Source organism: Cytobacillus sp. FSL R7-0680, from assembly GCF_038009245.1.
Classification (GTDB): domain Bacteria; phylum Bacillota; class Bacilli; order Bacillales; family Cytobacillaceae; genus Cytobacillus; species Cytobacillus kochii.
Window position 1 is genome coordinate 3,151,612 of sequence record NZ_JBBPAO010000001.1, and the last position, 22,990, is coordinate 3,174,601.

Sequence of the window (22,990 nt, forward strand, 5' to 3'; positions counted from 1 at the left end):
CTGTATTGCCCCCCTCACCCATTTCTAGTCTTTTCTATACGTAATAAATAAGAGCCTAGCAATCTGCTAGACTCTTACGCTTATTTAGAACCCTATTTTACCACCAATCACAGGTTTTCCTGGTGCAATTGGATTTGTTGGTAGTGGATTCGGTGCTTTAATGCCACCTCCGCTACCTGGTAGTGTTGGTTTCACAACATTTCCAGGCTTTTCTGGAGAAATCGGGAATTGGTTGTTTGGTCCGTCTCCATTAGGTGCTTCTTCTCCTTCACCTAATTTGTATAATTCCACTGTTTGTACCGTTTTGTTGCCTGCAATGTCAATTGCCTCGAACGTAAATTCATTTGCTCCGTCTTGTAATTCAAGCTCAATATCTGCCACAACATGTTCAAAGCTTCTCATTTCATAAGGTTCTTGGAATTCTTTGAAATAAACCTCATCGCCATCTAAATAAAGACGAATTTGATCAAAATTATCGGCTACTCTTACATCCACAACTGGATTTTCAGCATCATGTTCAATATATTCACTTTCAGGTAATCCAAGTACCTCAACCTCTGGTGCGGTTGCATCTACTAAAATTGTTCGTTTGAACTGGGCCACATTCCCTGCTGCATCGACTGCCTTAATGGCAAAGGAAGGTGCACCGTCTTCAGAATGAAGAATTGTATCAAAAGTATATTGTTTCTTCTCTTGATCATAAGTCAGTTCTACTTCCTCACCTGCAATAGTAAATTCACTAATCTCAGATTCATCAGTAATGGTACCAGTAAATTGAATATCATTTGTATTCACTGTGCTTAAAGCTTCGGGAGTCGTTAAACGAACGGTTGGTGCCTTTTGATCGGCAGGTTTCACTTCTAGCTCCTTCGTTGTTACATTGCCCGCATAGTCAAATGCTTGTACAGTTACAGTCGAACCAACCTCTAATGGTTCTGAGAATGTATATTCCTCTGTATCCCCTGCAAGCGGTGTTTCTAATACAGACTCACCATCTACTAAAATATCAAGATAAGATACGCCAGAACCTTTTTCATGATCTGATGCATTAATCGTTAACTTTTTATTACCTTCAGTCACTTTGAAAGCCAATTCCGGTGCCTTTGTATCAATGATAACCGGAATTTTTACTGACTGCCATTCGGCATCAGGGAAGTCAATGACAGATTTAATTTCAAAATAATACTTACCATCTGCAGCAAGTTTATTTTTTACTTTCCCATCCCATTTCCATGCTGAGTTAATTTTGTAATAACTACCTTGACCAGCGTCATAATAGTCTTTTCTCAGATCATTGTCTGTTCTCAACTTGCGCAATTGCTTACCATCTTCATCTAATACATTAAATACCACTTGATGGGCATTTCTCAAGAATGATAGAGCAGGAATGATGGCATCTTGTACACCATCTCCGTTTGGAGAAATTGCTACTTTATCCGCTTTATATGCATCAGCTATCGGGTCATAACCAAGATAATAGTAACTGTCGCCAGATTCATAAACAGCACCACCCATACCATAGAAGGATGATTCATCATACTTTAATCCATCTAATATCGGGGATTGATCCCATTCACCTTTGAATCCTACATATGGTACAGAAAGTTCTGGGTGAGTATCTGCTGAATCAGTTAATGTCACATACCCCTCCACAAAATAACCGTTCGGAAATACTTCATCAACATCAACTGGTGTTGTCCAATTACCCGTTTGGCTCGGTTCAACTACTTGTGCATCACTTACATCGGCTTGAACGGTAAACGTAACTGTTTCTCCTGCAGGAACAGTAATTTCAGCCGATTCTTGACCATCAACAGTGACCTCAACATTCAATAATTCTTGTGCTTCAAGTTCATTTGGATTCCAGCCTAATTCTCCATATGCAGCAAAATCTGTTTGGATATTCGCAGCTGCGTCATAAGTGACGTCTTCATCACTAAAGTTTTCTGCTTGCAATGTGAACTCAAAAGTATCCCCAACTTCTTTTAAGGCCACCTTTGCCTCATCCGTTTCTACCTCTGTTACAACGACTGGTGTAGAAAGAGCTGAGTGCAATTGCATGATGCCCGATCCTTGTCTACGAGGTGAATAAGGAACATCCCACTCAAGTGACTCATTAACAAGGCCTTGATCATCGATTGGTTGAGATGTGTTCATCATAATATTTTTCGCTGTATATACACGATCATAACCAGTTAAATCAAAGTCAGCATCTACTCTTTGTAGAACGAGTGCTGCACCACCAGACACATGTGGAGCTGCCATGGATGTACCACTCATCATGCCGTATTGGCCATTTTCTAATGTCGAGTAAATTTGCCCACCAGGCGCCGTAATTTCAGGCTTAAAGTCTAAGTTCGGTGTCACACCCCATGAAGTGAAGGCACTCATCTTGCCTGCTTCAGGGTTTGGTGCTGTTGTTTTTTCACCAGTAAAAGTAAATGTTACTTCTTCTCCAGCACGAAGCGCTTCAACAATTGGATCACCATTCACTTTTGGCATAAATAATTGTGGAATTGTAATAGCTGGATCTGACTGCATATTGACGAAACCATCTGTATTATTATAGATAATTACGCCAACAGCACCTGCCGCTTGTGCATTTATCGCCTTATCAACGAATGACAATTCTCCACGTTGAATCATTGCATATTTCCCTGCAACTTCTGTTAATTGATCAGGGTAGCCAAGTCCTCCATCTGCAACATCGAACGTTTTTGTGTCGACATCGTTAGGGTGCTTGTCACCAGCTGAAAGAAATGGAGCATCCACCTCTTCGCCATTTATATTCACCTTAATGGCATCGAGATCCATAAATGAATTCTCAGAAGATGCCACTTGTAATGAATCTGTGTATACTCCTGGCGAACCAACTACACCAAAGTCCGGATTTTCTGGCGTTGGGTTGGCAAAGCCATTACCAAAATGAGCAGAGTTACCAGCTGAAATAGACATAAGGACGCCATTATCAACTGCTCGCTCAATCGCTTTATATTCGGCAGATTCTGGCGAGACAAATCCTGCTGTTGACCCAAGACTCATATTTAATACGTCCGCTCCTAAAATAATCGCATCATCAATGGCTTTTACATAGATATCTCCATATGTAGAACCGAATTCAGGATCGTTACCAAATACTTTCAAACCGAGAATTTGCGCTTCCGGTGCAATACCTTTAATTCCACCATCTTCTTCATCTCCATTTGCGCCTACTGTCCCTGATACGTGCATACCATGCATACTTGCTCCTTCAGCCACATCACCGATTACTTCGTCTTCATCCATATAATTGTAAGCATATGGTACTTTTTCAGTATAATAGCTTCCCGGTAGCTCGTTATCTGCTTTTATTCTATTAACCTTAGATTCTGTTAAATCGACTTCCGTCTCATCTGATAAAATCATATCTTGATGATCTGGATCAATACCTGTATCAATAACCCCGACAACCATACCGTTGCCTTTGTAGCCATATTCTCTCCAAGCCTCTTGAGCTTGTACCAATTCTTTACTGTAAACCATGTCAGGTTTTTCCTCTGGGCGTTCATATTCATTCACTATTTCAACAGAGGATACATTTTTTACTTCTTTAATTTTCTCAATATCCCCATACATTACATCTGCACTAAATCCATTCACAACTGTTGTGAAACTTTCATGTTCGACGAGCTTCACTTTGTTGTCTTTAACTTTTTGCTTCACCGCTTTTTGTTCTGCTAGTTTCTCGTTTGTCAGTTTCTTTTTCGTTGCTGCGGGTAGTTCTTTAAATGTTTTTTTTGTTTTCTGTGCGTATGCAATGGTCGGCTCACTATCCATTTCGACAATTACACGAACAATATCAGACTTCTTATATTGTTCCTCGGCATCCGTTTTTTCTATTTTTTGTAGATTGAGCTGATTTTCTTTCCCTTTAGTATTTTCTACCTTCTTCTCAGGTACTGCTGCTGACACTGACCCAGAGAAAATAAGTAAAAAGGCCATTAATACGACAAGAATCCTGCTTTTTTTCAACATTCAACTCCCCCTCTGTAAATAAAATTCAGAATTTTTCGTTTCTCTATTAAATTAACATAAGGAAAAATTTAGTTTTAGAGTACTAAAGTACCAATTTATGCTAATTTGCCTAGTAAAATATAATTATTTTATAATTCGAAATATTTTTTATTAATGAACCATTCACATATACCCACTTTTTCCTCTCTCAAAATAAAAACAAACGGGAAATCATAAATGGTATAGTGGAGAAATGTAACTATAACAAGCGCACTTGTTTTCAGCATAAAATGGTAAAGGAAACGAAAAATGATATATTGTCATGGTCCTATTCTGCTAAGTCTGTTATTGCACCCTTTTGCTACAATGCTTTTAGCCTTCCTATTTGAGTGTGGGGTTTCTCCATTCTCCACTTGCTTCCTTATTTTGTTGACTTCAAAATTTACTTTTAAATATCCTATACGTCCTAATACTTACAAGAAAAAAACAGTGCGATAGGCACTGCTTCAAGTTGGGGATATTATGAGGATGTTCATTGATTCTTTCTAATAGAAGGTAATAAGGGGATAAAAGTAAATTGAGGTTCCTTTAAGCTCTTTTTCTTCCTCTATCATACGATTCTTTCAATATACATTCTAATTGTGCCAGTCTACTCTCCATCTCACTCATTCGATAGTTTGCATTACCAAGCATTTTGATAAGACTCTCTATGAGTGTTTCCATCACTTTTTGTTCTTGAGTCATCTGGATTCATCTCCTCCCTTTGTTGTTTTTCTTTCTTTCGATTATCGAGGAAACGTACTTGCTCGACAATCACTTCCATCACATACTTCCTTTTTCCATCCTTTTCATATGATCTTGATTGTAATCTGCCAACAACACTTATAAGTGACCCTTTCGTACAATACTGAACGAGATTTTCCGCAGATTTATGCCAAAGTGTACATTGAATAAAATCAGTTTCTATCTCTCCATTTTGATTGCGAAATTGACGATTGACCGCAACCGTTATATTTGCCACCGACCTTCCATCTGATACAAGTCTTAAATCCGGCTCTTTCGTTAACCTTCCAACAATACCAACTTGATTCATCATCCTCCTCCTTTCTGACACTAGGTTAATATAGCTTGTATAACTTGTAAAAAAACGGAAAAATAATTTTCATTTACGATAGGCTTTCAAAACTGCGGATAGACGGTCAGAATTTAAATTTTCCCATAAAAATATGGCAAAAAATTAACTTTTGCAATAAAGGTAAGATAAATTTCGACAAATTTCAACATTCTTCTCTATAAGGAATATGAGGCATAAATGAACTGATTTTAATATCAAAATAACGTTCTATATCGTTTTTTAAATTTCCTTCTAGTAAGCTTAGCTCGTTTACAAGATATTGGTGGGCAAAAACATTATAAACCTCAGCTTCTGGCCAGCTAGTGTTCAATCGTGCTAACTGATGAAAAGGAATCATTTCCAAAATAGCTCCTTCATCATACTCAATTGAAAAATAATAAAATGCCGCTTGTTGATTTTTCAACCATTTTTTTTGCCATTTCGCCAATGCTTTATAAAATTCAAAGGCAGGTAAATCTGCTTGGAAATATAATTGATTGTTAATCTTTATTGTAAAAAAAATATCTATCGGCAGAATTTTTGCAGTGTCACGTTTATCGCTTGCTGTTATTTCATTGGGAGAGCATGTGAAATGGTATGTAAAATGTAAGGTATTGGTCCGATATTTTTCCAATATTTATCTCCTTCAAACTGTTTTCCTTAAGCATATCCTATTTCTTTTTATATGTGTAAAGGGGACCTAAAAAGGGGTAAATAAACTATAACTTACCTTTTGTAAGATATTTTCGTTTTGTATATCTTCTATGATATAATTTAGACAACTCAGTTAACTTTTGAGAAAGGGAGGGGTCGCATGAAGACATTTAAGCTAGTTTCCATGCAGGTTTGGGATGAGGATGAGTTAGTAGATGTCGAATTGGAGGACGGACTCATTATTAATAAAGAGGATGAGAATAGTCGGTGGCTACTCGAGGCCTTTATTGATAAAAAGCACCTTTCCTTCTTTTCCAATCTCCGCAAAAAAGAAATCGATGTACCGCTACAAGTAGTAATTACGAAAAAAGATAATGATCCAGCACATTTCATTACTAAAATTGCATCCATTAATGAATTTGAAGAACATATGAGTGTCCTTTTCTTAGGGAGCATTCGTCATAAAAGAAATGAATTCGCAGAGATATTACTTAGTGACCTCGTTTCTAAAGGGTTAAGTGGCGAAAAACTTCTTGCTGAATTTAAAGGCCAAATGAAAAGAGCACAAAGATTGACGAGTAATAAAAAATAAGGAAAAGCTAATATATGCTTTCTCCGAGGATCTCCACCCGATTTTTCGAGATGTTCATACTCGTAATATTCGCGTGGATATCTTTAAACTTTAATGAGGCTCCGATTGTTTAATCGGAACCTCTTTTTTATTTACATATTATCTTTGTTTTCTTCGTCCGCAGGTGCATCTTCATTTAAATTTTCATCTGTATTATTGTCATCTTCAAGCATACCATCATCATCATTGTTTAGATCGTCTTGATCATTATTATTAATGTCATTTCCATCCTCTAATTCTGCTGGCTCTTCAATATTATCATTATCTTCTGGCGGTGGCTCTTGCTCATTGTTTGCTCCACAACCAACAAGCATTGTCGCCGCTAAAGCAGATGCAGACAGTAATTTTAACAGCTTTGTATTCATGGGTAAAACTCCCTTCCAATTTCAAAAATTTTTGACCTCTATTGTGGTCTTTTGTTATCGTTCCCGAAAACCTGAACAAAATTTCAAATTGATTGATTGTAAAATTTTCCGCCTGTGATAGTGCCTTGCAGAGAAAAAAAGAAGTAATGCCCTATATAAAGCGGGCATTACTTCTTTTGATGTTATGTTATTTCAATGCAAACATCATTTCTGTTTCACAAACTAGTTCGCCGTCGACGGTTGCAACACCTTTTCCTTTACCAATCGGGCCCTTCACACGAGTCATTTCGACCTCTAATCGCAGCTGATCGCCCGGCTTCACTTGTTTTTTAAATCGACATTTATCAATCCCAGTGAAAAAAGCGAGCTTTCCTTTATTTTCTTCTTTTTTCAGCATCGCCACTCCGCCTACTTGTGCTAATGCTTCCACAATTAAAACACCAGGCATGACGGGGTAATCAGGAAAATGGCCATTAAAGAATTCTTCATTAGCCGTAACATTTTTAATGCCAATAGCTCTTTGACCTTCTTCCACTTCAAGGATTTTATCTACTAATAAAAAGGGATAACGATGAGGAATAATTTCTTTTATTTCATTAATATCAAGCATTTTTAGTACCTCCTACTAATAATAGGTATAATATTAATTATTATTGTACTAAAAAAAAGCCCAAATGCAAAGATAAAACAATTTCATTTTCAAATTCTTAAAATAAGTCAAAACAAAAAGGAGGCATATACATGCGCTCCCCATTCTTCAGTTCTCTTTATTAACCAAATCAATCATATGCATCCACGTTTCTTTTTTAAAAATATCTGTTGCCTGGCCATCACCAAGCACACTATATCCGAACGCTGCACCCGCGATGATACAAATGGCAAGTAAAACTAGCACAATAATAATTCGTAGCCAGATCGGTATAAGTCGCACTCTAATTCGGTTCACTGTGGTTTTATCTTCACGTGTAGTAGTTGAATTATGTTGCGCTTTTTGTTTAGTTATTCTTGTTGACGAATCTTGCTCGTTATTAAGTGACATCGTTTTCTTCCCCTTTAACGAATTCCATTAATGAGGCCCATCATTTGATCAGCCATCGTTATTGAACGTGATTGAAATTGGTATGAACGTTGTGTGTTCATTAGGTCGGTCATTTCCTTTGAAAGGTCGACATTTGATTGTTCTAGGACACCTTGTGATAGTGAAATATCGCCACTGAACTGCCCAGCTAAATCAGTATAAATATCAATGCCATCCATTTCAGCCTCTGCAGGCAAGCTTAACATATTTTCACCGATTTGTGTTAAATATTGTGGTTTATGTACGACCGTAATCCCAAGATTTACCGTTTCAATGCCTCCATTAGCAGTATGAGCTTGGAGTCTGCCTTGCTCCAATAATGTAAACTGGTTTACATCTGAAGAAAAAGTAATGGGTTCATTATTCTGTCCTAAAACGGCATCACCATTCCCAGTTACAAGCATCACTTCATTATTCCCTGACGGCGTAAGATGGAAAGAGCCGTCTCTGGTATAACGGATTTCAGCACCGTTTTCGGTTTGTTGAAGAATGCGGAAGTATTGACCTTCTCCTGTTAAAGCGAAGTCTAATGCCCGATCAGTTGATTTTAGACTGCCTTGTGTGCTCACTAGCTTAGCTTGGGCAAGTTTAGCCCCTACACCTTGTCTAACGCCTTCTGGAGTCATTCTCTGTACGCCCATTAGTTCTTCAGCAGGTTGATTATTAAATTGTTGAACGAGAAGTTCACCAAAAGACGCTTCTCTTCTTTTAAAACCTGTAGTATCGACATTCGCCATATTATTGGCGTGTATATCCATTTGCTTTTGTAATTGTGATAAGGTGTTTGTTGCTGTAATCATTACACGGTTCATTTCATCGCCTCCTTATAACTTCCTGGTTGTTATCCAAGACGGCCGACTTCGTTTACTGCTTTCTCCATACTGCGGTCGTATGCTTGTAACACTTTTTGGTTGGCTTCAAACGTACGATAGCTTGCCATCATATCTGTCATCGTTCTTGAGGTATCAACATTGGAACGTTCTAAGAAACCTTGGTGGATACGAAAGGCTACATTACCGTAACCATTTTGCAAAGCAGTATTATCTTCCGTAGCGAAGAGTCCATCTCCTTGTTTTAGAAGATTCTCTGTTGTTTCCGCATAAGCTACGCCAATTCGTGTGGTATTTCCAGCTGCATTTGTTAAATACCCTTCATCATTAACGGTAAATGATTCACTACCTGGTTGGATTCTGTTCCCGTTTGTATCTAAGACGTATAAACCACTTGCTGAAGTCAAATACCCTTGGCTATCTAATGTAAAATTACCATTGCGTGTATATTTTGTATTCCCATCTTCACCAGCAACAGTAAAGAACAATGCACTACCGTCCGGAAGATTACCATTTTCAAGCGATAAGTCTGTAGCCAGACCTGTTTCATTCAAATCACCCTGGGTATATAAAGGCATTGCTTCTTGTAAATATACACCTGTACTAATACTTCCAACTGTTTCGTTAACTGGTATACGAAATCCGTTTTCAGTAGGGATATTTTGACTATCTATTCTTTGCAGTAACATATCAGAGAAACTGCTAATTGCTGTTTGATCTGCTTTAAAACCAGGTGTATTTGCATTGGCCATATTGTTAGCTAACATTTCCGTTCTTCTTTGCTGCGTTAACATACCTGATGCTGCAGTGTAAAACCCTCTAAACATATCGGTCACTCCCGTATATTATCGTCTCCCTTTTATATCGGAAAGGCTGCATAATTAATTAACATTATTTACTTAGAGGTAAATGCATTCCTCTTCAACGAAAAGGCTGGCCTATAGGAGAATCATTAGGTCAGCCTTAATCATTTGTTAACTTAATTTTTTCCGTGGTAAACGATCAATGTTATCAAGCATAATTCCAGTTCCAATTGCGACACAGTCCATCGGATTTTCAGCAATGAGAACAGGTACTTTTAATTCTTCAGCAAGAAGCATATCGATACCATGAAGCAATGCTCCTCCACCAGTCAGAATAACGCCACGATCAATAATATCTGCTGATAGTTCAGGTGGTGTCCGCTCTAAAACGCTTTTTGCAGCTTGAACAATCACGTCTACAGGCTCTTTTAAAGCTTGTTCGATTTCTTTTGAATGAACAGTAATTGTGCGAGGTAATCCAGAAACCATATCACGTCCACGAATTTCCATGCTCTCATTTCTAGAGTCAGGGAATACTGTTGCAATAGAAGTTTTAATATCTTCAGCCGTACGCTCACCAATTAAAAGCTTATACTCCTTTTTAATGTATTGGAGAATTTCATTGTCAAATTTATCACCGGCCATTTTAATTGAAGAAGATGTAACAATATCACCCATAGATAGAACAGCCACATCCGTTGTTCCTCCACCAATATCTACGACCATATTACCACTTGGTTGGAAAATATCCATTCCCGCACCAATTGCAGCAACTTTCGGTTCTTCTTCAAGATAGACTTTCTTACCGCCACTTTTTTCTGCGGCTTCTCTAATCGCTTTTTGCTCGACGCTCGTTACATTTGTAGGGCAACAAATAAGAATACGTGGTTTAGATAGAAAGCCCTTTACATTTAATTTGTTAATAAAGTACTTAAGCATCGCTTCAGTTACATCAAAGTCAGCAATAACACCATCTTTTAGCGGGCGAATAGCAATAATATTTCCAGGCGTTCTCCCCACCATACGGCGTGCTTCTTCACCAACAGCTAGTACTCTATTTGTGTTTTTATCAATGGCTACAACAGAAGGTTCGTTTAATACGATCCCTCTTCCTTTTACGTGTATCAGTACATTTGCCGTACCTAAGTCAATTCCAATATCTCTTGCAAACATTGTTCCTAACTTCCTCCTCGCAACTAAATCTTCTTCTCATTTTTACAGTTCAAATGGCTTAATAGGCATGTAAAATGCCTTTTGTGTTTTTTGCTTATGTAAGCAATCTATCATTGATTTTTCGTTTCCGCACGAATATTTCCCCATACAAAAGCCTTTCTCAAGCAACCTGAGAAAAGAGTTGTTTTATGTATATTCTAGGGCTTCCACGTTAACAAAAGCACATATCAAGTTCATTATATCCTAGTTAATTATTTTAGCACATCTCTAGGAGAATAAATAACTATTTGTCAAAATATATTGTGACTTTTTAAGGAGAAATTGTCGAATTGGTTGATTCTTGGGATAAAAGCTGGTGAGAACACTTTGAAGTAATAAAGGAGTGATGTTTAAACGGGCAGATGGTGGTTGTATCTTACCTCCCTCTGCCCGCTTCATACATTATTTGATGGGTTCTTCTTCAAGCTCTTCTTTTTTATACTTTAACTTTGTTGCTTCTCCCCCTCGCAAATGACGAATGGACTTATGATAATCTAATATTTCTTTTACTTCATTAGCAAGGTCAGGATTTATTTCAGGCAATCTTTCTGTAAGATCTTTATGGACTGTACTTTTGGATACGCCAAACTCCTTCGCAATTACGCGAACCGTTTTTCTCGTCTCCACGATATACTTTCCAATCTTGATGGTTCTCTCTTTGATGTAATCGTGCACACTACTCGCCCTCCCTAAATTGGATGTGAGAAGTGTGAAATGAGACTCGTTTTTACTTTGTCTTATAGTGTGTTTTTTACTAGTTGTTAAAAGAGTAGCAGGTAAACCTGCCGAGCAGTAGCTAAACATATCCTAGAGATTATACAGCTGTTACTAAACAAACGACCCCTCACCTCAAACATTCTCTTTGTAAGGTTTGTAACAGTTTATTAGCTTGGATTAAAATATATGCACAAAAAACACAAGTAGGACAAGTAGCTGTATGTTTTTTTCATTTTAAGCAATCTTTTTCAAGAAGACATTCTCTATAAAACATGGTTGTTATTTAATACCTGCGACTTATGACTTAAAAAAGGGTGATTAGACCTGATTATAAATTCTTATTTTTCGACAAGTTTCGCAAACCCTTTTTCTTACTCTATATTACAAAAGAGCATTTTTTAGTTCTAATCACTCAATTAAATGTATTTCAGTAACCAATGAAAAGTGATAAAAGTCCATACATAAAATCCAAATACCCAATTCTTTATAATGAACAAGAGATTCTTTATTCCTATTGTTGTTTAATCCATCCCTGACTTACACTAAAAATCGAGCCAATAGATAAAACATGGTTATATAACAATTATTTTCCAATTGAAGGGTGATTTATTTTGACAGTGTTAAAGCCACGGAAAGAGAGAATCTTTGAAGCGAGACAAAGAAGGATGAAAATAAGAAGAATGAAATTAACAGGCATCTTGGCTGCTACAGTCATTATTCTTGCTGTCATTTTCAGCTTGAATGAGCAATCATCAGAAGCCGCTACTTATAAAGTTAAAAAAAATGATACACTCTATCGTATTGCCAAAAAACATAATCTTTCTGTCGAAGAATTAAAAATACATAACCAACTTGTAGACAATTATATTACTGTAGGGCAATCGCTAGACATTCCATATCCTACAAACTATCAAGGTTTATCAGGTGAACCATTTATACATATTGTCGCTCCTGGGGAAACATTATGGAGAATTGCCGGTAGATACGGACTAAGCGTTGAAGAATTAAAAACACTCAACAACCTTAAAGATAATCATATTAACGCTTTTCAGCCATTAACCATCATTGATGAAATGTATACATCGCAAGCTAAACTTATTGGAGCTGCAGATGATCGTGTGCTCGAATTCCAAGCCGATGAAGAGTTCTTCACTTTACTGGCACCTCTACAGTCTGCTTCTAGACTTCAAGCATTTACTGGTCAAGATTTATTCATTACATATAAAAAAAATTCATTACTATCAATACATTCTACTCAAACACCATAAGAAATAAAAAGGGAAATATTCACGAATGAATATTTCCCGAGAAATGTCGAAACTTTTCCATTTTTGTCTCAACATTATTTATGATTCTTGTGAATCCGAAGAAGTATCAGCGTCTGTTTCATCTTCATTGCTTGCACCATCATCTTCTGATTGGCCTTCATCACTTGGCGCAGCATCTGATTCATCATCAGCACTTTCCGTTGAACCTTCTTGGGCTGCATCTTCAGCAGGTGTACTCTCTTCAGCTATTTCAGCTTTTTCCAATTGACTTAACGTTTTACCAACAAACTCTTCTGGGTTTACAGCTACACCATCTTTACGGATTTCAAAATGTACGTGCTCTCCAGCTTCTTGGTTAATTTGGCTTTGACCAGATTGAGCAATTGTATCTCCTTGCTCCACTACACTACCTTCTTTTACTTTCATATCAGTAATGGATTGGTAGCGTGTCACAATTCCTTCAGCATGCTGAATTTCAACGACATTACCTAGTGTTGCATCTTCTTCCACCTTAGTAACTGTTCCACTTAATGCTGCACGAACTTCAAATGTTTTCCCATCTTCCATAACAATGTCAATACCTGCATTTGGTTGGTATGTGTTATTGTAGAATACCAAAGCTTCTTCTTGAGCCGCTTCCTCACCATGTACATCATAGAATTTAGTTTGGATTACTGCTCCGTCCGCTTTTTCTACCGGTAGCACAAAGTTCTCCATTGCATTATTTACTTCAACTGCATCCTCATTACCTTTGCCAGTAAGATCTGTCTCACCGTAATCGAATCCATCTGTGTCTGAAGCATTTTCATTGCTGTTTTGGAACCATAGAACGCCACTAAGTATGAGTGCTGCACTCGCGATGTAAATTGCTGGATAAGCCCAACGTTTCTTCATAAACTTTTTAAAACTAGAATCTTGAGAAGTCTTTTTTTCTTCCTCTCTCATTTTTCATCACCTCTGGCATCAGTTTGAACAGATTCCAGAAGATATATACATCATCTAAAAATTTTTTTGGATTTATTTTTTACTAACTCGATTTTTATATACATGTTTTATCAAAATAATTATTTTCTGAATACTTAAGTACTAAGAGATCTACATTCAAACAGAAAACAAACAGCTCCGATTGAAGCTGTTTGTTTAAACTTACTTTTGTGCAGTTAATTTTGCCACCATCGTATCAGATTCACTTATTTCGATTCCTTTATAATAATAAGAAACGATTTCTTTATATGATTTACCTTCTTTCGCCATACCGTTTGCACCATACTGACTCATGCCAACCCCATGTCCATATCCTTTTGTTTGTATATTAATCTGATCGCCATTTCTCTTCAGGGTAAAGTCAGTTGATTGCAATCCTAATTTCATTCTAACATCTGTTCCTTTAATCATGGTTCCATTAATATTTACTTTCCCTATTCGATTACCATCTGTTTTCTCAACAATTTTAGCAACAGTTTGACCCGAAGGTACTTTCACATCTAATTTTTTTTCAAATTCGGACACAGGGATAGAGATTTGATCAGCAAATTTTGGTGTATCAATGTCCCAGGGGCTTTTGACACTTTTTAAATACGGGGTCGCATTAGCCCAAACATTTTCTGCATTTTCCGTATAGCCATTACTTGTTGAAAAGAACGCTGCTGTTATAGGATTACCATCATAGGTAAGAATTTGCCCACTTGTTTCTTGAACTGCTTGCGTAATTTTCTCGATTTTCCAATCATAATCGGACTTCCATATTTTCTTGAGCTCTTCTTTGTTTTTAAAAACTTGATCATCAGTGGAATCAGTAATCATGGCACCATCTGGTAATGAACCCTCATCTGCCAGTAGATGCTGCATTGTATACGTTCGCGCTGCTAATGCTTGTGCCTTCAACGCCTCTAGCTCAAACTCAGCAGGCATCTCAGAAGCAACAACCCCAATAAGATAGTCTTCAAAAGCAAAGGTTTCCACTTTGTTGGCATCGGTACGGTAAACAGCCACATCAACTGCAGGTTCCATCGAGGTGAAAGGTGTTGCCTCCCCCTTCTTCTTCTCCGCAGTTACAGTTTCTCGATTCTCTTGCTTCTCATCATTTCCCAAAGGAAGAACTACTAGTAAGGCTGGAATAATTAATACAAGTGTAAAGAGTAATGCTGATAGTACGATGAATGGTTTGAATTTTGTCATATGCTAGCCTCCATCAAGATTCACGTCTCATTCAATCATATGGTCGAAATAGAGCCATTATGACAAAATCCCACTATTGAATTTCTCTAGTAAAGTAGCTATTTCTTGTGTAATGGTAGAGATAGAGAACCGAGTGAAAATGGAGTTAGGGCTAATTGCGAGAGCTAAATGTTCACCTTCACTATGGTAATGAATAGTTTTGAGTCCACAACCAAATCATAGATAGAGTCCTACAACACCTAAAAAAAATTGTGGATGAACCTTTGTCCTTTTTTGCCCTCAATCACATCTCGATGGTTATGTGACTTCATTTGTGCGCATTTCCTGTTTGCCCAACATCTCATCAGTTTTATATACTCTGTGCACCCATTCCCTAATATAACTTGGCTTTTTTGATCTCACATATATGTACATCTACATTTTCATCCTTAGCTAAAAAAAACCACCAATCTCTAAAAAGATTAGTGGTTCGCCATTTTTATGCATTCAAATCAGTAATGATGGTTTGTTCAGTTGTAGACATATCTTCGTCTGCTTCAGTCACACGTTCAATGTCTGCACCTAAGCTCGCTAGTTTCTTATGGAAATCGACATAGCCACGGTCAAGATGTTTTAATTCTGTTACACGTGTTATGCCGTCTGCTACAAGTCCTGTTAAGATGAGAGCAGCTGCAGCACGTAAATCGGTTGCGGCAACTTCTGCACCTTGTAGGTTGGATGGTCCTTCCATAATAACAGAGCGACCTTCGATTTTCACATCTGCATTCATGCGACGGAATTCTTCCACATGCATGAAGCGGTTTTCAAATACAGTCTCCGTAATAACACTTGTGCCTTTGGCATGAAGCAATAGTGCCATCATTTGAGATTGCATATCTGTTGGAAAACCTGGGTGAGGCATCGTTTTAATATCGACAGCTTTAAGTTCTGACGGGCCGATGACGCGAACGCCTTCTTCCTCTTCGATAAACTGAACGCCCATTTCTTCCATTTTTGCTATTAAAGATGTTGCATGTTCTGGTACAGCGCCTTTGACAAGAACATCGCCGCCTGTAATGGCTGCTGCTACCATAAATGTACCTGCTTCAATTCGGTCTGGAATAATATGATGCTCAGCACCAAATAATACATCCACACCTTCAATACGAATCGTTCCTGTTCCAGCACCACGAACTTTTGCACCCATTTTATTAAGGAAGTTCGCAAGGTCCACAATTTCTGGCTCTTTTGCTACATTTTCTAGAATCGTTGTACCCTTTGCTAATGTAGCAGCCATCATAATATTTTCTGTTGCGCCTACGCTAGGAAAATCAAGATATATTTTCGCACCATGCAGTTTTCCTTCTGGAGCTTCTGCTTCAATAAAACCGTTGCCAACCTTAACTGTTGCACCCATTGCTTCAAAACCCTTTAAATGTTGATCTATCGGGCGTGAACCAATCGCACAGCCGCCTGGCAATGCTACTCTTGCTCTTCCATTTCTCGCTAATAGTGAACCCATGACTAAAACAGATGCACGCATTTTTCGAACATATTCAAATGGTGCTTCTACTTTTAACTCTCTAGATGCATCAACAGTTACTGTATTGTTATCAAACCCCACTTCGGCGTTTAAAAAACGTAATACTTCATTAATTGTATATACATCGGAGAGAGTTGGGACATCACGAATTACGCTTTTTCCATCACTTGCTAACAATGTTGCAGCGATTACCGGTAAAACAGCATTTTTTGCGCCTTCTACTTTGACTGTGCCACTTAACCGATTTCCGCCGCGGACGATGATTTTTTCCAAAGTGTATTCCCCTCCGCGTCCATTTTCTCTATATTAATATTCAATCGTTATGATGGGTGTGCCGATAACAATAGTTGTCTTAGCGCCCAACCCTTCTTTTCTTAAGCCAATTTGTAAATTCATATCTTTGCCATCCGTTGTAACAGACTCTTTGAACATAGGTGAATATGCCGATGTCGAAATAAATTGCTCTTCTTCTAACGCTTCTATTTCTTTCGCATTAAATGTGGACAATAATCCGTTCATTTGTTCAAGCATAGACTCCCTCATATTACCATCATAATGACCAATGATACAAGAGAAAATATTGGGTTTTTTAGTAAAAATGTCAGACATCTGACTTTTCATATAGTTCCCCATATTTTCCTGGATACTGCCTTCGTAGCCAGCACCTTTCGCCTCATAAATGACATACGTTTGTACATTGTTTTTTGTGTCGGTTGAAAGTATTTTTATCGTTTCAGTCAGATCATTTTTTTTAAGCGTTCCTATGACTTCATATCTTTCTTGAGATTCCTTTTGGACAGACCATTTCCAGTCCGTAAAACTCTTTTTCATCTCTTTAGTATATGCTTTTACTTCTGCAAAGGTTTGTAGTGTTTCCAAGTTTTCCCTTGCATGAACTGACCATTCTTGAATCAAAATATTCTCGTCCTGAACAGTTTGAGCGATTTGTATTAGTGAAAGCTCTTCTACAGATGCTGCATCCGAATGATTGCCGAAAATAATCCAAACTAACCCGACAATTCCCATTATAGAAAATATAAATGAATACTTCTTCATTTAACTCCCTCCCTTACTACCATTGTTACCAAAGGAGAGATCGGCATACTTGGGAATTATCGTCACATTTTGACATCCACTAGTTGAGTGAATATTAAGTCAGATTATATGTATAGTTTTAAGAAAATTTATAGCAACATCATGCATTGTACTCAAACTTTGAGCAAATGAAAACATGTACGAAGACCTATATTTAAGGTCTATTTTTTGACAAATGGATTATTGCAAAATAAATGGAAGTTGTTGAGACCAAAGAAGATAATCAAGCACAAAGTTACCGACAATCGATCCAAGTGCGATCGATAACAATACATATAATACCCTTGCTTGCAAAACATGGTTCGCCTTGATCCACGTATCAATTTTAATCGCTTGCAAAGCATACCAAGCTACAGCAATAAATATTAAATGTACAATAATACTAACCAATGCCTGTTGGCCAAATCCAGAGATCACATGACCCACTCCTTCAATCAAAAACTACACCATTTATTTTAACTCAAATCACCTTCAGAAAGATAGCACACACCCTCTTAACAATTGACGTTTTTGTTTCAGTTTTCGTTTCACCTAAATTTATTTTTCCATAATTTACTTTACTTTAAGCTCTTTGCTTTCCATAAATAAAAAAGAAGAAGGAGCTCTCCCTTCTTCTATACCCGTTTCTACTGTAAGAAATCATAAAATGATAAAAAATTTTGATGGAGGAAATCATAAGCTAATTGTGGAAAAACGCCTAGTAATACTGTCATCATCACGCAAATACTTATGATAATGCTATTCAACTTCTTCCCACTCATTTGAAAAGTATGATTCGCTTCTCGGAAGAAAGCGTAAATAATCAACTTAAAATAATATATATAAGATATCACCGTAGTGGCGATTAGGATAACAGCTAATAGATAATGCGTTGGTTCTGTGCTTAATGCGCCTAGAAAAATATTCAGTTTGCCAATAAACCCTGATGTTCCTGGTATCCCCGCTAACCCTAGCATAGTAAGTGCGAGTGCAACAGCTAAAAGGGGAGCGCGTTTGGAAAGCCCAGACAATTGCTTTAGCTCTTCAATATTCATTAATTGTAACAAAGAAAAAACAGCGATTGTCATAAATAAATAGGCCGTTAAATAAAACCAAATCGTCTCTACCATAAAGGCGGAGAAAGCCGTTACCGCAACTAATAAATATCCCGCATGTGCAATGCTTGAATAGGCAAGCATCCGCTTAATCTTCGTTTGCCTTAGTGCCACTAAATTCCCCCATATCATCGTCACGGCAGCAAGAACGGCTAAAAAGTTTTGCAGCGCCATTAATAAAGAAGAATTGTTACTCACATCCGGAATATGATAAAAAACCGTGATGAACATTCGAATGATTAAAATAAACCCTGCTGCTTTTGAAATAATACTCAAAAAAGCGGTAACTGGTATCGGCGCTCCTTCATAAACATCTGGTGTCCACATATGAAAAGGTGCTGCAGCGATTTTAAATGCTAAACCAGCTAAAATCATCAGAAAAGCTAGTGCTAATAAAAATAGATGTTGAGTATTCGTTAACTCTTGAAGCCTACCCGCCATTTCTAAAATATTGGTTGTCCCAGCAATCCCATATAAATAACTCATACCGAACAAAGTAATAGCTGTGGCAATTCCACCATTAATGACATATTTCATTGCTGACTCGTTTGAAGGGAGATGCTTCTTTCTTATTCCTACTAATATATAGGATGATAAGGTCATTAGCTCTAAACCTACAAAAAGAGTAATTAAATCAGCGCTGGAGGACATAATCATCGCACCAAGTAATGCCACTAAAAATAAATAGAAAAACTCTCCCCTGAACTCCGTTAATTCTTCTTTCGGTTCATATGAAATAGCTAACAACAACACAAAGCCGGCAGCAACTAATAACACTAATTTAAAAGCAATCGCAAAGGAATCTAATCGGAAGGTGTCATAGAGGATCGCAAAAGGTGTGTCCCCTATGAGTGTAAGTAAAAAGATTAAAGCTGCAACGATACTTCCTACACCAAGCCAACCGAGCCATTTCCGATGAAACGACCTCGGTAGAAATAAATCTAGGAGGGATAGTAGAGTAGCTGTACCAAGAATAATGAATTCTGGAACCATCGCATGCCAACTAAATGATAATAATGTATCAAGATCCATTTTTATTTCACCCCCCTAATCCAATGATGATTGATTTTAAAGTTGAACCGATAATATCTGGATAAACACCAATACCAACAATACATAAAAGCAAAATAATTGCTGGCCAAATCTCTAATGACGTCATATCTCTTACCCTTTTCACCTTCTCTTGTTGGCCAAAAGTAATCCCTAGTACTGCTCGTAATATATATACAGCCGTCAATATAATTCCTAAACATGCGATAACTGCAAGCACTGGCCATTCTTGAAATAGACCCAGGAACACGAGAAATTCCGCGACAAACCCTGACATACCGGGTAAACCTAATGAGGCGAGACCTGCTACTAACAAAAAACCTGAAGCGATTGGCATTGTTTTCGCTAGCCCATTTAAATCATCCATGGAACTAGATTGATATCTCTCGTAAAAGATACCGATAAGATAGAAGAACAAGGCGGCAATTAACCCATGTGAGACCACTTGAAACATCGCTCCTTGTATCCCCGCTTCATTTAATGCAGCCAATCCGATAAGCACGATACCCATATGCGAAATCGATGAGTAAGCTAAAATTTTTCTCAGTTCTTGTTGGGATAATGCTAAAAACGCACCATAAAGCAAGTTGATTACACCAAGTATCGCCAGCCATAAAGTGAGCGATTGAAACTGGTTAGGAAAGAAGCCTAAACCAAAATGGATGAGACCATAGGCGCCAATTTTCAACAGTACACCCGCATGAAGCATGACAATTGCTGCTGGCGCTTCAGCATGAACCTTAACCATCCAGCTGTGAAACGGCCAAATAGGAAGCTTAATCCCAAAGGCAATGAATAAGGCAAGCAGCAAGCCCGTTTTCTCTTTTGATGAAAAAACCGTTCCATCATCTGCACTTAAAATAGACATTAAGGCCTCGATATTCGCCGTACCTGTTTTAGCAAACAATACCATGATGACAACTAAAAGGATTGCTGACCCAATCCCGTTATAAATGAGCAAAGAGAAGGCTGTTCGTTCTTTTTCATATAGCCCCCATTTGCCTATTAAAAAGAAGGTTGCCACTAAAGTCACTTCAAAAAAGATAAAGAATAAAACTAAGTTCTCAGCAGCAAACACCCCGAGCATGCCAACTTCTAATAATAGAAATAGCATGTAATAACCTTTCCACCCTGCTTTGATCTGAAATGAAGCAAAGGCGGCTAACGTAGAGAGTAAGGCTGTTAATAACAATAGAATAAGAGAAAAACCGTCTACTCCTAATTCATAATCAATACTGTATAATTTGCCAAAGACTTCGGGATTACCAAATTGCATCCAACTTAATTTCCCAGAATAACTAACTAACTCTACACCCATCTTAGATGAGATAATTAAGTAGATTGATAGAAAAAGAGAAGGAAGGGTACTAAGTGTAGCGACTGTTTTAATCGTTTTCTCCTTCGTTTTTGCAACCAGTGTTAATAATAAGACACCGAGAAGGGGCGCAAATACAATAATGCTCAATATAAACGGGAATCCCACTATAAGCCACCTCCTGTCACTGCAAACACTACGATCAGAATGGCTAACCCAACAAAAGCAACCGTTCCATACAATTGAGTCTGCCCATTTTGAAACTTTGAACCAATCATGCTCAACTGTTTAATGGTGATGGTTACAAGAGAAATGAGACCTTCAATTAAATAAACCTCCACGAAATGTAGAACTTGACTTACAAAGCGGCTACCTTTAACAAAGATATACTGATACACTTCATCGATATAATATTTATTTACTACAAGCTGATACGTATAAGGAGCTCTTGATGTAAACCAATCTCTGGAAATAACTTTCTTACTATACATCAACCAAGCAAGCAAGATACCTAAGAATGCTACAATCGTGGCTACAATCATCACCCAAAGCGGACCATCGAGATGACCATGCACATTTGCAGCTATCCCCGTTGTTAACCAATCTCCTAAAAATGTTCCGAACCAAGGGGTTTGTATATAACCAGCAACAATCGCTAACAACGCAAGAACCCGCATGGGAACGGTCATCCAATTGGATGAATCTTTTACCATTGAATGCTCTTTCTTTTCTTCTCCACCAAATACTAAGAAAAATAAGCGGAACATGTAAAATGCAGTGAAGAAAGCAGCAATGATTGCAAGTGTGAATAATAAGTAATGACCACTCACCCAGGCAGACACTAATATTTCTTCTTTACTAAAAAAGCCTGATAATAAAGGTACTCCGCTAATCGCCATTGTCCCAATTAGAAAGAACGGTGCAGTCCATTTCATCTTCTTCCATAAGCCACCCATTTTCTCAATATCTTGGGTATGAACAGCATGAATGACACTACCAGCTGCTAAAAACAATAGTGCCTTAAAAAAGGCGTGTGTTGTTAAATGGAATACACCGGCCACGTAACCTCCCACCCCTAATGCAAGCATCATATAACCTAGCTGACTTACAGTAGAATACGCTAAAGCTCTTTTAATATCTTTTTGGGTCATCCCAATCGTTGCAGCAAAAATGGCGGTAAATCCACCAACAATAGCTATGGTAAGCATGGCCACCTCACTGAAGGCGAATAACGGATAAAGTGCTGCTACAAGGTAAACACCAGCTGCTACCATTGTGGCAGCATGAATTAATGCCGATACAGGCGTGGGTCCTTCCATCGCATCAGGTAACCACGAATGCAACGGGAACTGACCAGACTTCCCAACGGCTCCGATAAAGATAAGAATAGCTGTTAAGGTAGCCATCGTTTCTGATAGACCACCCGCTGAGATAGCAGCAAAAATCTCATCATACTCAAAGCTCCCTACTTGCCAAAAGAGAAGAATCATACCAATGAGAAGGCCGATATCACCAATTCTCGTCATGATAAATGCTTTCTTGGCAGCTACTTTTGCCTCTTCTTTATAAAAATAAAAACCAATCAATAGAAATGAGCCAACGCCCACAAGCTCCCAGAATATATATGTTTGTAATAGATTAGGAGAAAGAACAAGTCCAAGCATCGCAAAGGTGAATAATCCTAAGTATGAGAAAAATACTGTTATGCGCTCATCTCCCTCCATGTATGCCTTTGAATACATATGTACGAGGAAGCTAACGAGCGAGACAATGACAAGCATAAGGGCATTTAATTGATTGACCTCAAAACCTGCAGTCAATTGAGTCTCCCCTATGGTTAGCCATATGAACTCTACCTTTACATTTTCCTGCGTGAAACGCGCAAATAAAACCAGTAAAGCACATATAAAACTAACTAAGGAAAGAATTACTGCGAAATCAATTTGCCCTCTCCGCCACTTCCTTCCAAAAATAAGTAGCACTAAGAAGGAGAAAAGCGGAAAAAGCGGTATGATCCATGCAATCTCCATCATTTCTTCATGTCCCCTTTTATTCATACGAATGACGTATG

At 37.9% G+C, this 22,990-nt stretch carries 20 protein-coding genes; 2 read left to right on the forward strand and 18 right to left on the reverse strand.

What is annotated here, in order from left to right; all coding sequences use genetic code 11:
- Window positions 1–84: 84 nt before the first annotated feature.
- From MKY26_RS15760 to MKY26_RS15770, 3 genes are all read right to left on the reverse strand, one after another.
- Window positions 85–4,014, reverse strand: coding sequence for a S8 family serine peptidase (locus MKY26_RS15760; protein WP_341098113.1), 3,930 nt, complete (start codon window positions 4,012–4,014; stop codon window positions 85–87).
- Window positions 4,015–4,675: 661 nt separating this feature from the next.
- Complete coding sequence (locus MKY26_RS15765) at window positions 4,676–5,089, reverse strand: single-stranded DNA-binding protein (protein WP_095371622.1); 414 nt, start codon at window positions 5,087–5,089, stop codon at window positions 4,676–4,678.
- 181 nt (window positions 5,090–5,270) lie between these two features.
- Window positions 5,271–5,741 carry a DUF7878 domain-containing protein gene (locus tag MKY26_RS15770; protein ID WP_341098115.1) on the reverse strand — a complete coding sequence of 157 codons (471 nt, stop codon included), beginning with the start codon at window positions 5,739–5,741 and terminating at the stop codon, window positions 5,271–5,273.
- 180 nt (window positions 5,742–5,921) lie between these two features.
- Between MKY26_RS15770 and MKY26_RS15775 the strand changes: the two genes are divergently transcribed.
- Entirely contained in the window at window positions 5,922–6,353 is a 432-nt protein-coding gene (locus MKY26_RS15775) for a YwpF-like family protein (protein WP_095371620.1), read from the forward strand.
- Window positions 6,354–6,484: 131 nt separating this feature from the next.
- Here the strand turns inward: MKY26_RS15775 and MKY26_RS15780 are convergent, their stop codons facing one another.
- The 7 genes from MKY26_RS15780 to spoIIID all read right to left on the reverse strand — a co-directional run bounded on the left by MKY26_RS15780 (window position 6,485) and on the right by spoIIID (window position 11,355).
- On the reverse strand, window positions 6,485–6,757 hold the full coding sequence (locus tag MKY26_RS15780; RefSeq protein ID WP_095371619.1) for a hypothetical protein: 273 nt from the start codon (window positions 6,755–6,757) through the stop codon (window positions 6,485–6,487).
- A 187-nt stretch (window positions 6,758–6,944) separates the two neighbouring features.
- Window positions 6,945–7,367, reverse strand: coding sequence for a 3-hydroxyacyl-ACP dehydratase FabZ (gene fabZ / locus MKY26_RS15785; RefSeq protein WP_095371618.1), 423 nt, complete (start codon window positions 7,365–7,367; stop codon window positions 6,945–6,947).
- A 147-nt stretch (window positions 7,368–7,514) separates the two neighbouring features.
- A complete protein-coding gene (locus MKY26_RS15790) occupies window positions 7,515–7,796 on the reverse strand; it encodes a DNA-directed RNA polymerase subunit beta (protein ID WP_095371617.1) in 282 nt (93 codons plus the stop codon).
- Between the two features lie 14 nt (window positions 7,797–7,810).
- A complete protein-coding gene (locus tag MKY26_RS15795; RefSeq protein ID WP_307318227.1) occupies window positions 7,811–8,647 on the reverse strand; it encodes a flagellar hook-basal body protein in 837 nt (278 codons plus the stop codon).
- 29 nt (window positions 8,648–8,676) lie between these two features.
- Entirely contained in the window at window positions 8,677–9,492 is an 816-nt protein-coding gene (locus MKY26_RS15800) for a flagellar hook-basal body protein (protein WP_095371615.1), read from the reverse strand.
- Window positions 9,493–9,639: 147 nt separating this feature from the next.
- Entirely contained in the window at window positions 9,640–10,641 is a 1,002-nt protein-coding gene (locus tag MKY26_RS15805) for a rod shape-determining protein (RefSeq protein WP_341098116.1), read from the reverse strand.
- Window positions 10,642–11,082: 441 nt separating this feature from the next.
- Window positions 11,083–11,355, reverse strand: a complete 273-nt coding sequence (gene spoIIID / locus MKY26_RS15810; protein ID WP_095371613.1) for a sporulation transcriptional regulator SpoIIID — start codon at window positions 11,353–11,355, stop codon at window positions 11,083–11,085.
- Window positions 11,356–12,008: 653 nt separating this feature from the next.
- Between spoIIID and MKY26_RS15815 the strand changes: the two genes are divergently transcribed.
- On the forward strand, window positions 12,009–12,665 hold the full coding sequence (locus MKY26_RS15815; protein WP_095371612.1) for a LysM peptidoglycan-binding domain-containing protein: 657 nt from the start codon (window positions 12,009–12,011) through the stop codon (window positions 12,663–12,665).
- Window positions 12,666–12,743: 78 nt separating this feature from the next.
- Here MKY26_RS15815 and MKY26_RS15820 read toward each other — a convergent pair whose 3' ends face one another.
- From MKY26_RS15820 to nuoL, 8 genes are all read right to left on the reverse strand, one after another.
- The gene (locus MKY26_RS15820; RefSeq protein ID WP_095371611.1) at window positions 12,744–13,610 is read right to left on the reverse strand and encodes a M23 family metallopeptidase; all 867 of its coding nucleotides are present in this window, start codon (window positions 13,608–13,610) and stop codon (window positions 12,744–12,746) included.
- Between the two features lie 201 nt (window positions 13,611–13,811).
- On the reverse strand, window positions 13,812–14,843 hold the full coding sequence (gene spoIID, locus MKY26_RS15825; RefSeq protein WP_095371610.1) for a stage II sporulation protein D: 1,032 nt from the start codon (window positions 14,841–14,843) through the stop codon (window positions 13,812–13,814).
- 478 nt (window positions 14,844–15,321) lie between these two features.
- Window positions 15,322–16,638, reverse strand: a complete 1,317-nt coding sequence (murA, locus tag MKY26_RS15830) for a UDP-N-acetylglucosamine 1-carboxyvinyltransferase (protein WP_095371609.1) — start codon at window positions 16,636–16,638, stop codon at window positions 15,322–15,324.
- A gap of 33 nt (window positions 16,639–16,671) precedes the next feature.
- Complete coding sequence (locus MKY26_RS15835) at window positions 16,672–17,421, reverse strand: YwmB family TATA-box binding protein (protein ID WP_095371608.1); 750 nt, start codon at window positions 17,419–17,421, stop codon at window positions 16,672–16,674.
- A 219-nt stretch (window positions 17,422–17,640) separates the two neighbouring features.
- Window positions 17,641–17,877, reverse strand: a complete 237-nt coding sequence (locus tag MKY26_RS15840) for a DUF1146 family protein (protein ID WP_095371607.1) — start codon at window positions 17,875–17,877, stop codon at window positions 17,641–17,643.
- Between the two features lie 209 nt (window positions 17,878–18,086).
- Window positions 18,087–19,586: an NADH-quinone oxidoreductase subunit NuoN gene (gene nuoN / locus MKY26_RS15845; RefSeq protein WP_095371606.1), complete on the reverse strand. Its 1,500-nt coding sequence runs from the start codon at window positions 19,584–19,586 to the stop codon at window positions 18,087–18,089.
- Window positions 19,587–19,593: 7 nt separating this feature from the next.
- Window positions 19,594–21,087, reverse strand: coding sequence for a complex I subunit 4 family protein (locus MKY26_RS15850; protein WP_095371605.1), 1,494 nt, complete (start codon window positions 21,085–21,087; stop codon window positions 19,594–19,596).
- Window positions 21,087–22,952 (reverse strand): NADH-quinone oxidoreductase subunit L, encoded by a 1,866-nt coding sequence (gene nuoL / locus MKY26_RS15855; protein ID WP_322909831.1) that lies wholly within the window; start codon window positions 22,950–22,952, stop codon window positions 21,087–21,089. Before nuoL ends, MKY26_RS15850 begins: the two co-directional genes overlap by 1 nt.
- Window positions 22,953–22,990: the final 38 nt, after the last annotated feature.

What these genes read in the sequence shown, in the direction of transcription:
- MKY26_RS15760 (WP_341098113.1), bottom strand. Translation starts at nt 4,014, where the DNA reads ATGTTGAAAAAAAGCAGGATTCTTGTCGTATTAATGGCCTTTTTACTT.
- MKY26_RS15765 (WP_095371622.1), bottom strand. Translation starts at nt 5,089, where the DNA reads ATGATGAATCAAGTTGGTATTGTTGGAAGGTTAACGAAAGAGCCGGAT.
- MKY26_RS15775 (WP_095371620.1), top strand. Translation starts at nt 5,922, where the DNA reads ATGAAGACATTTAAGCTAGTTTCCATGCAGGTTTGGGATGAGGATGAG.
- MKY26_RS15780 (WP_095371619.1), bottom strand. Translation starts at nt 6,757, where the DNA reads ATGAATACAAAGCTGTTAAAATTACTGTCTGCATCTGCTTTAGCGGCG.
- fabZ (WP_095371618.1), bottom strand. Translation starts at nt 7,367, where the DNA reads ATGCTTGATATTAATGAAATAAAAGAAATTATTCCTCATCGTTATCCC.
- MKY26_RS15790 (WP_095371617.1), bottom strand. Translation starts at nt 7,796, where the DNA reads ATGTCACTTAATAACGAGCAAGATTCGTCAACAAGAATAACTAAACAA.
- MKY26_RS15795 (WP_307318227.1), bottom strand. Translation starts at nt 8,647, where the DNA reads ATGAACCGTGTAATGATTACAGCAACAAACACCTTATCACAATTACAA.
- MKY26_RS15800 (WP_095371615.1), bottom strand. Translation starts at nt 9,492, where the DNA reads ATGTTTAGAGGGTTTTACACTGCAGCATCAGGTATGTTAACGCAGCAA.
- MKY26_RS15805 (WP_341098116.1), bottom strand. Translation starts at nt 10,641, where the DNA reads ATGTTTGCAAGAGATATTGGAATTGACTTAGGTACGGCAAATGTACTG.
- MKY26_RS15820 (WP_095371611.1), bottom strand. Translation starts at nt 13,610, where the DNA reads ATGAGAGAGGAAGAAAAAAAGACTTCTCAAGATTCTAGTTTTAAAAAG.
- spoIID (WP_095371610.1), bottom strand. Translation starts at nt 14,843, where the DNA reads ATGACAAAATTCAAACCATTCATCGTACTATCAGCATTACTCTTTACA.
- MKY26_RS15835 (WP_095371608.1), bottom strand. Translation starts at nt 17,421, where the DNA reads ATGAAGAAGTATTCATTTATATTTTCTATAATGGGAATTGTCGGGTTA.
- nuoN (WP_095371606.1), bottom strand. Translation starts at nt 19,586, where the DNA reads ATGGATCTTGATACATTATTATCATTTAGTTGGCATGCGATGGTTCCA.
- nuoL (WP_322909831.1), bottom strand. Translation starts at nt 22,952, where the DNA reads ATGATGGAGATTGCATGGATCATACCGCTTTTTCCGCTTTTCTCCTTC.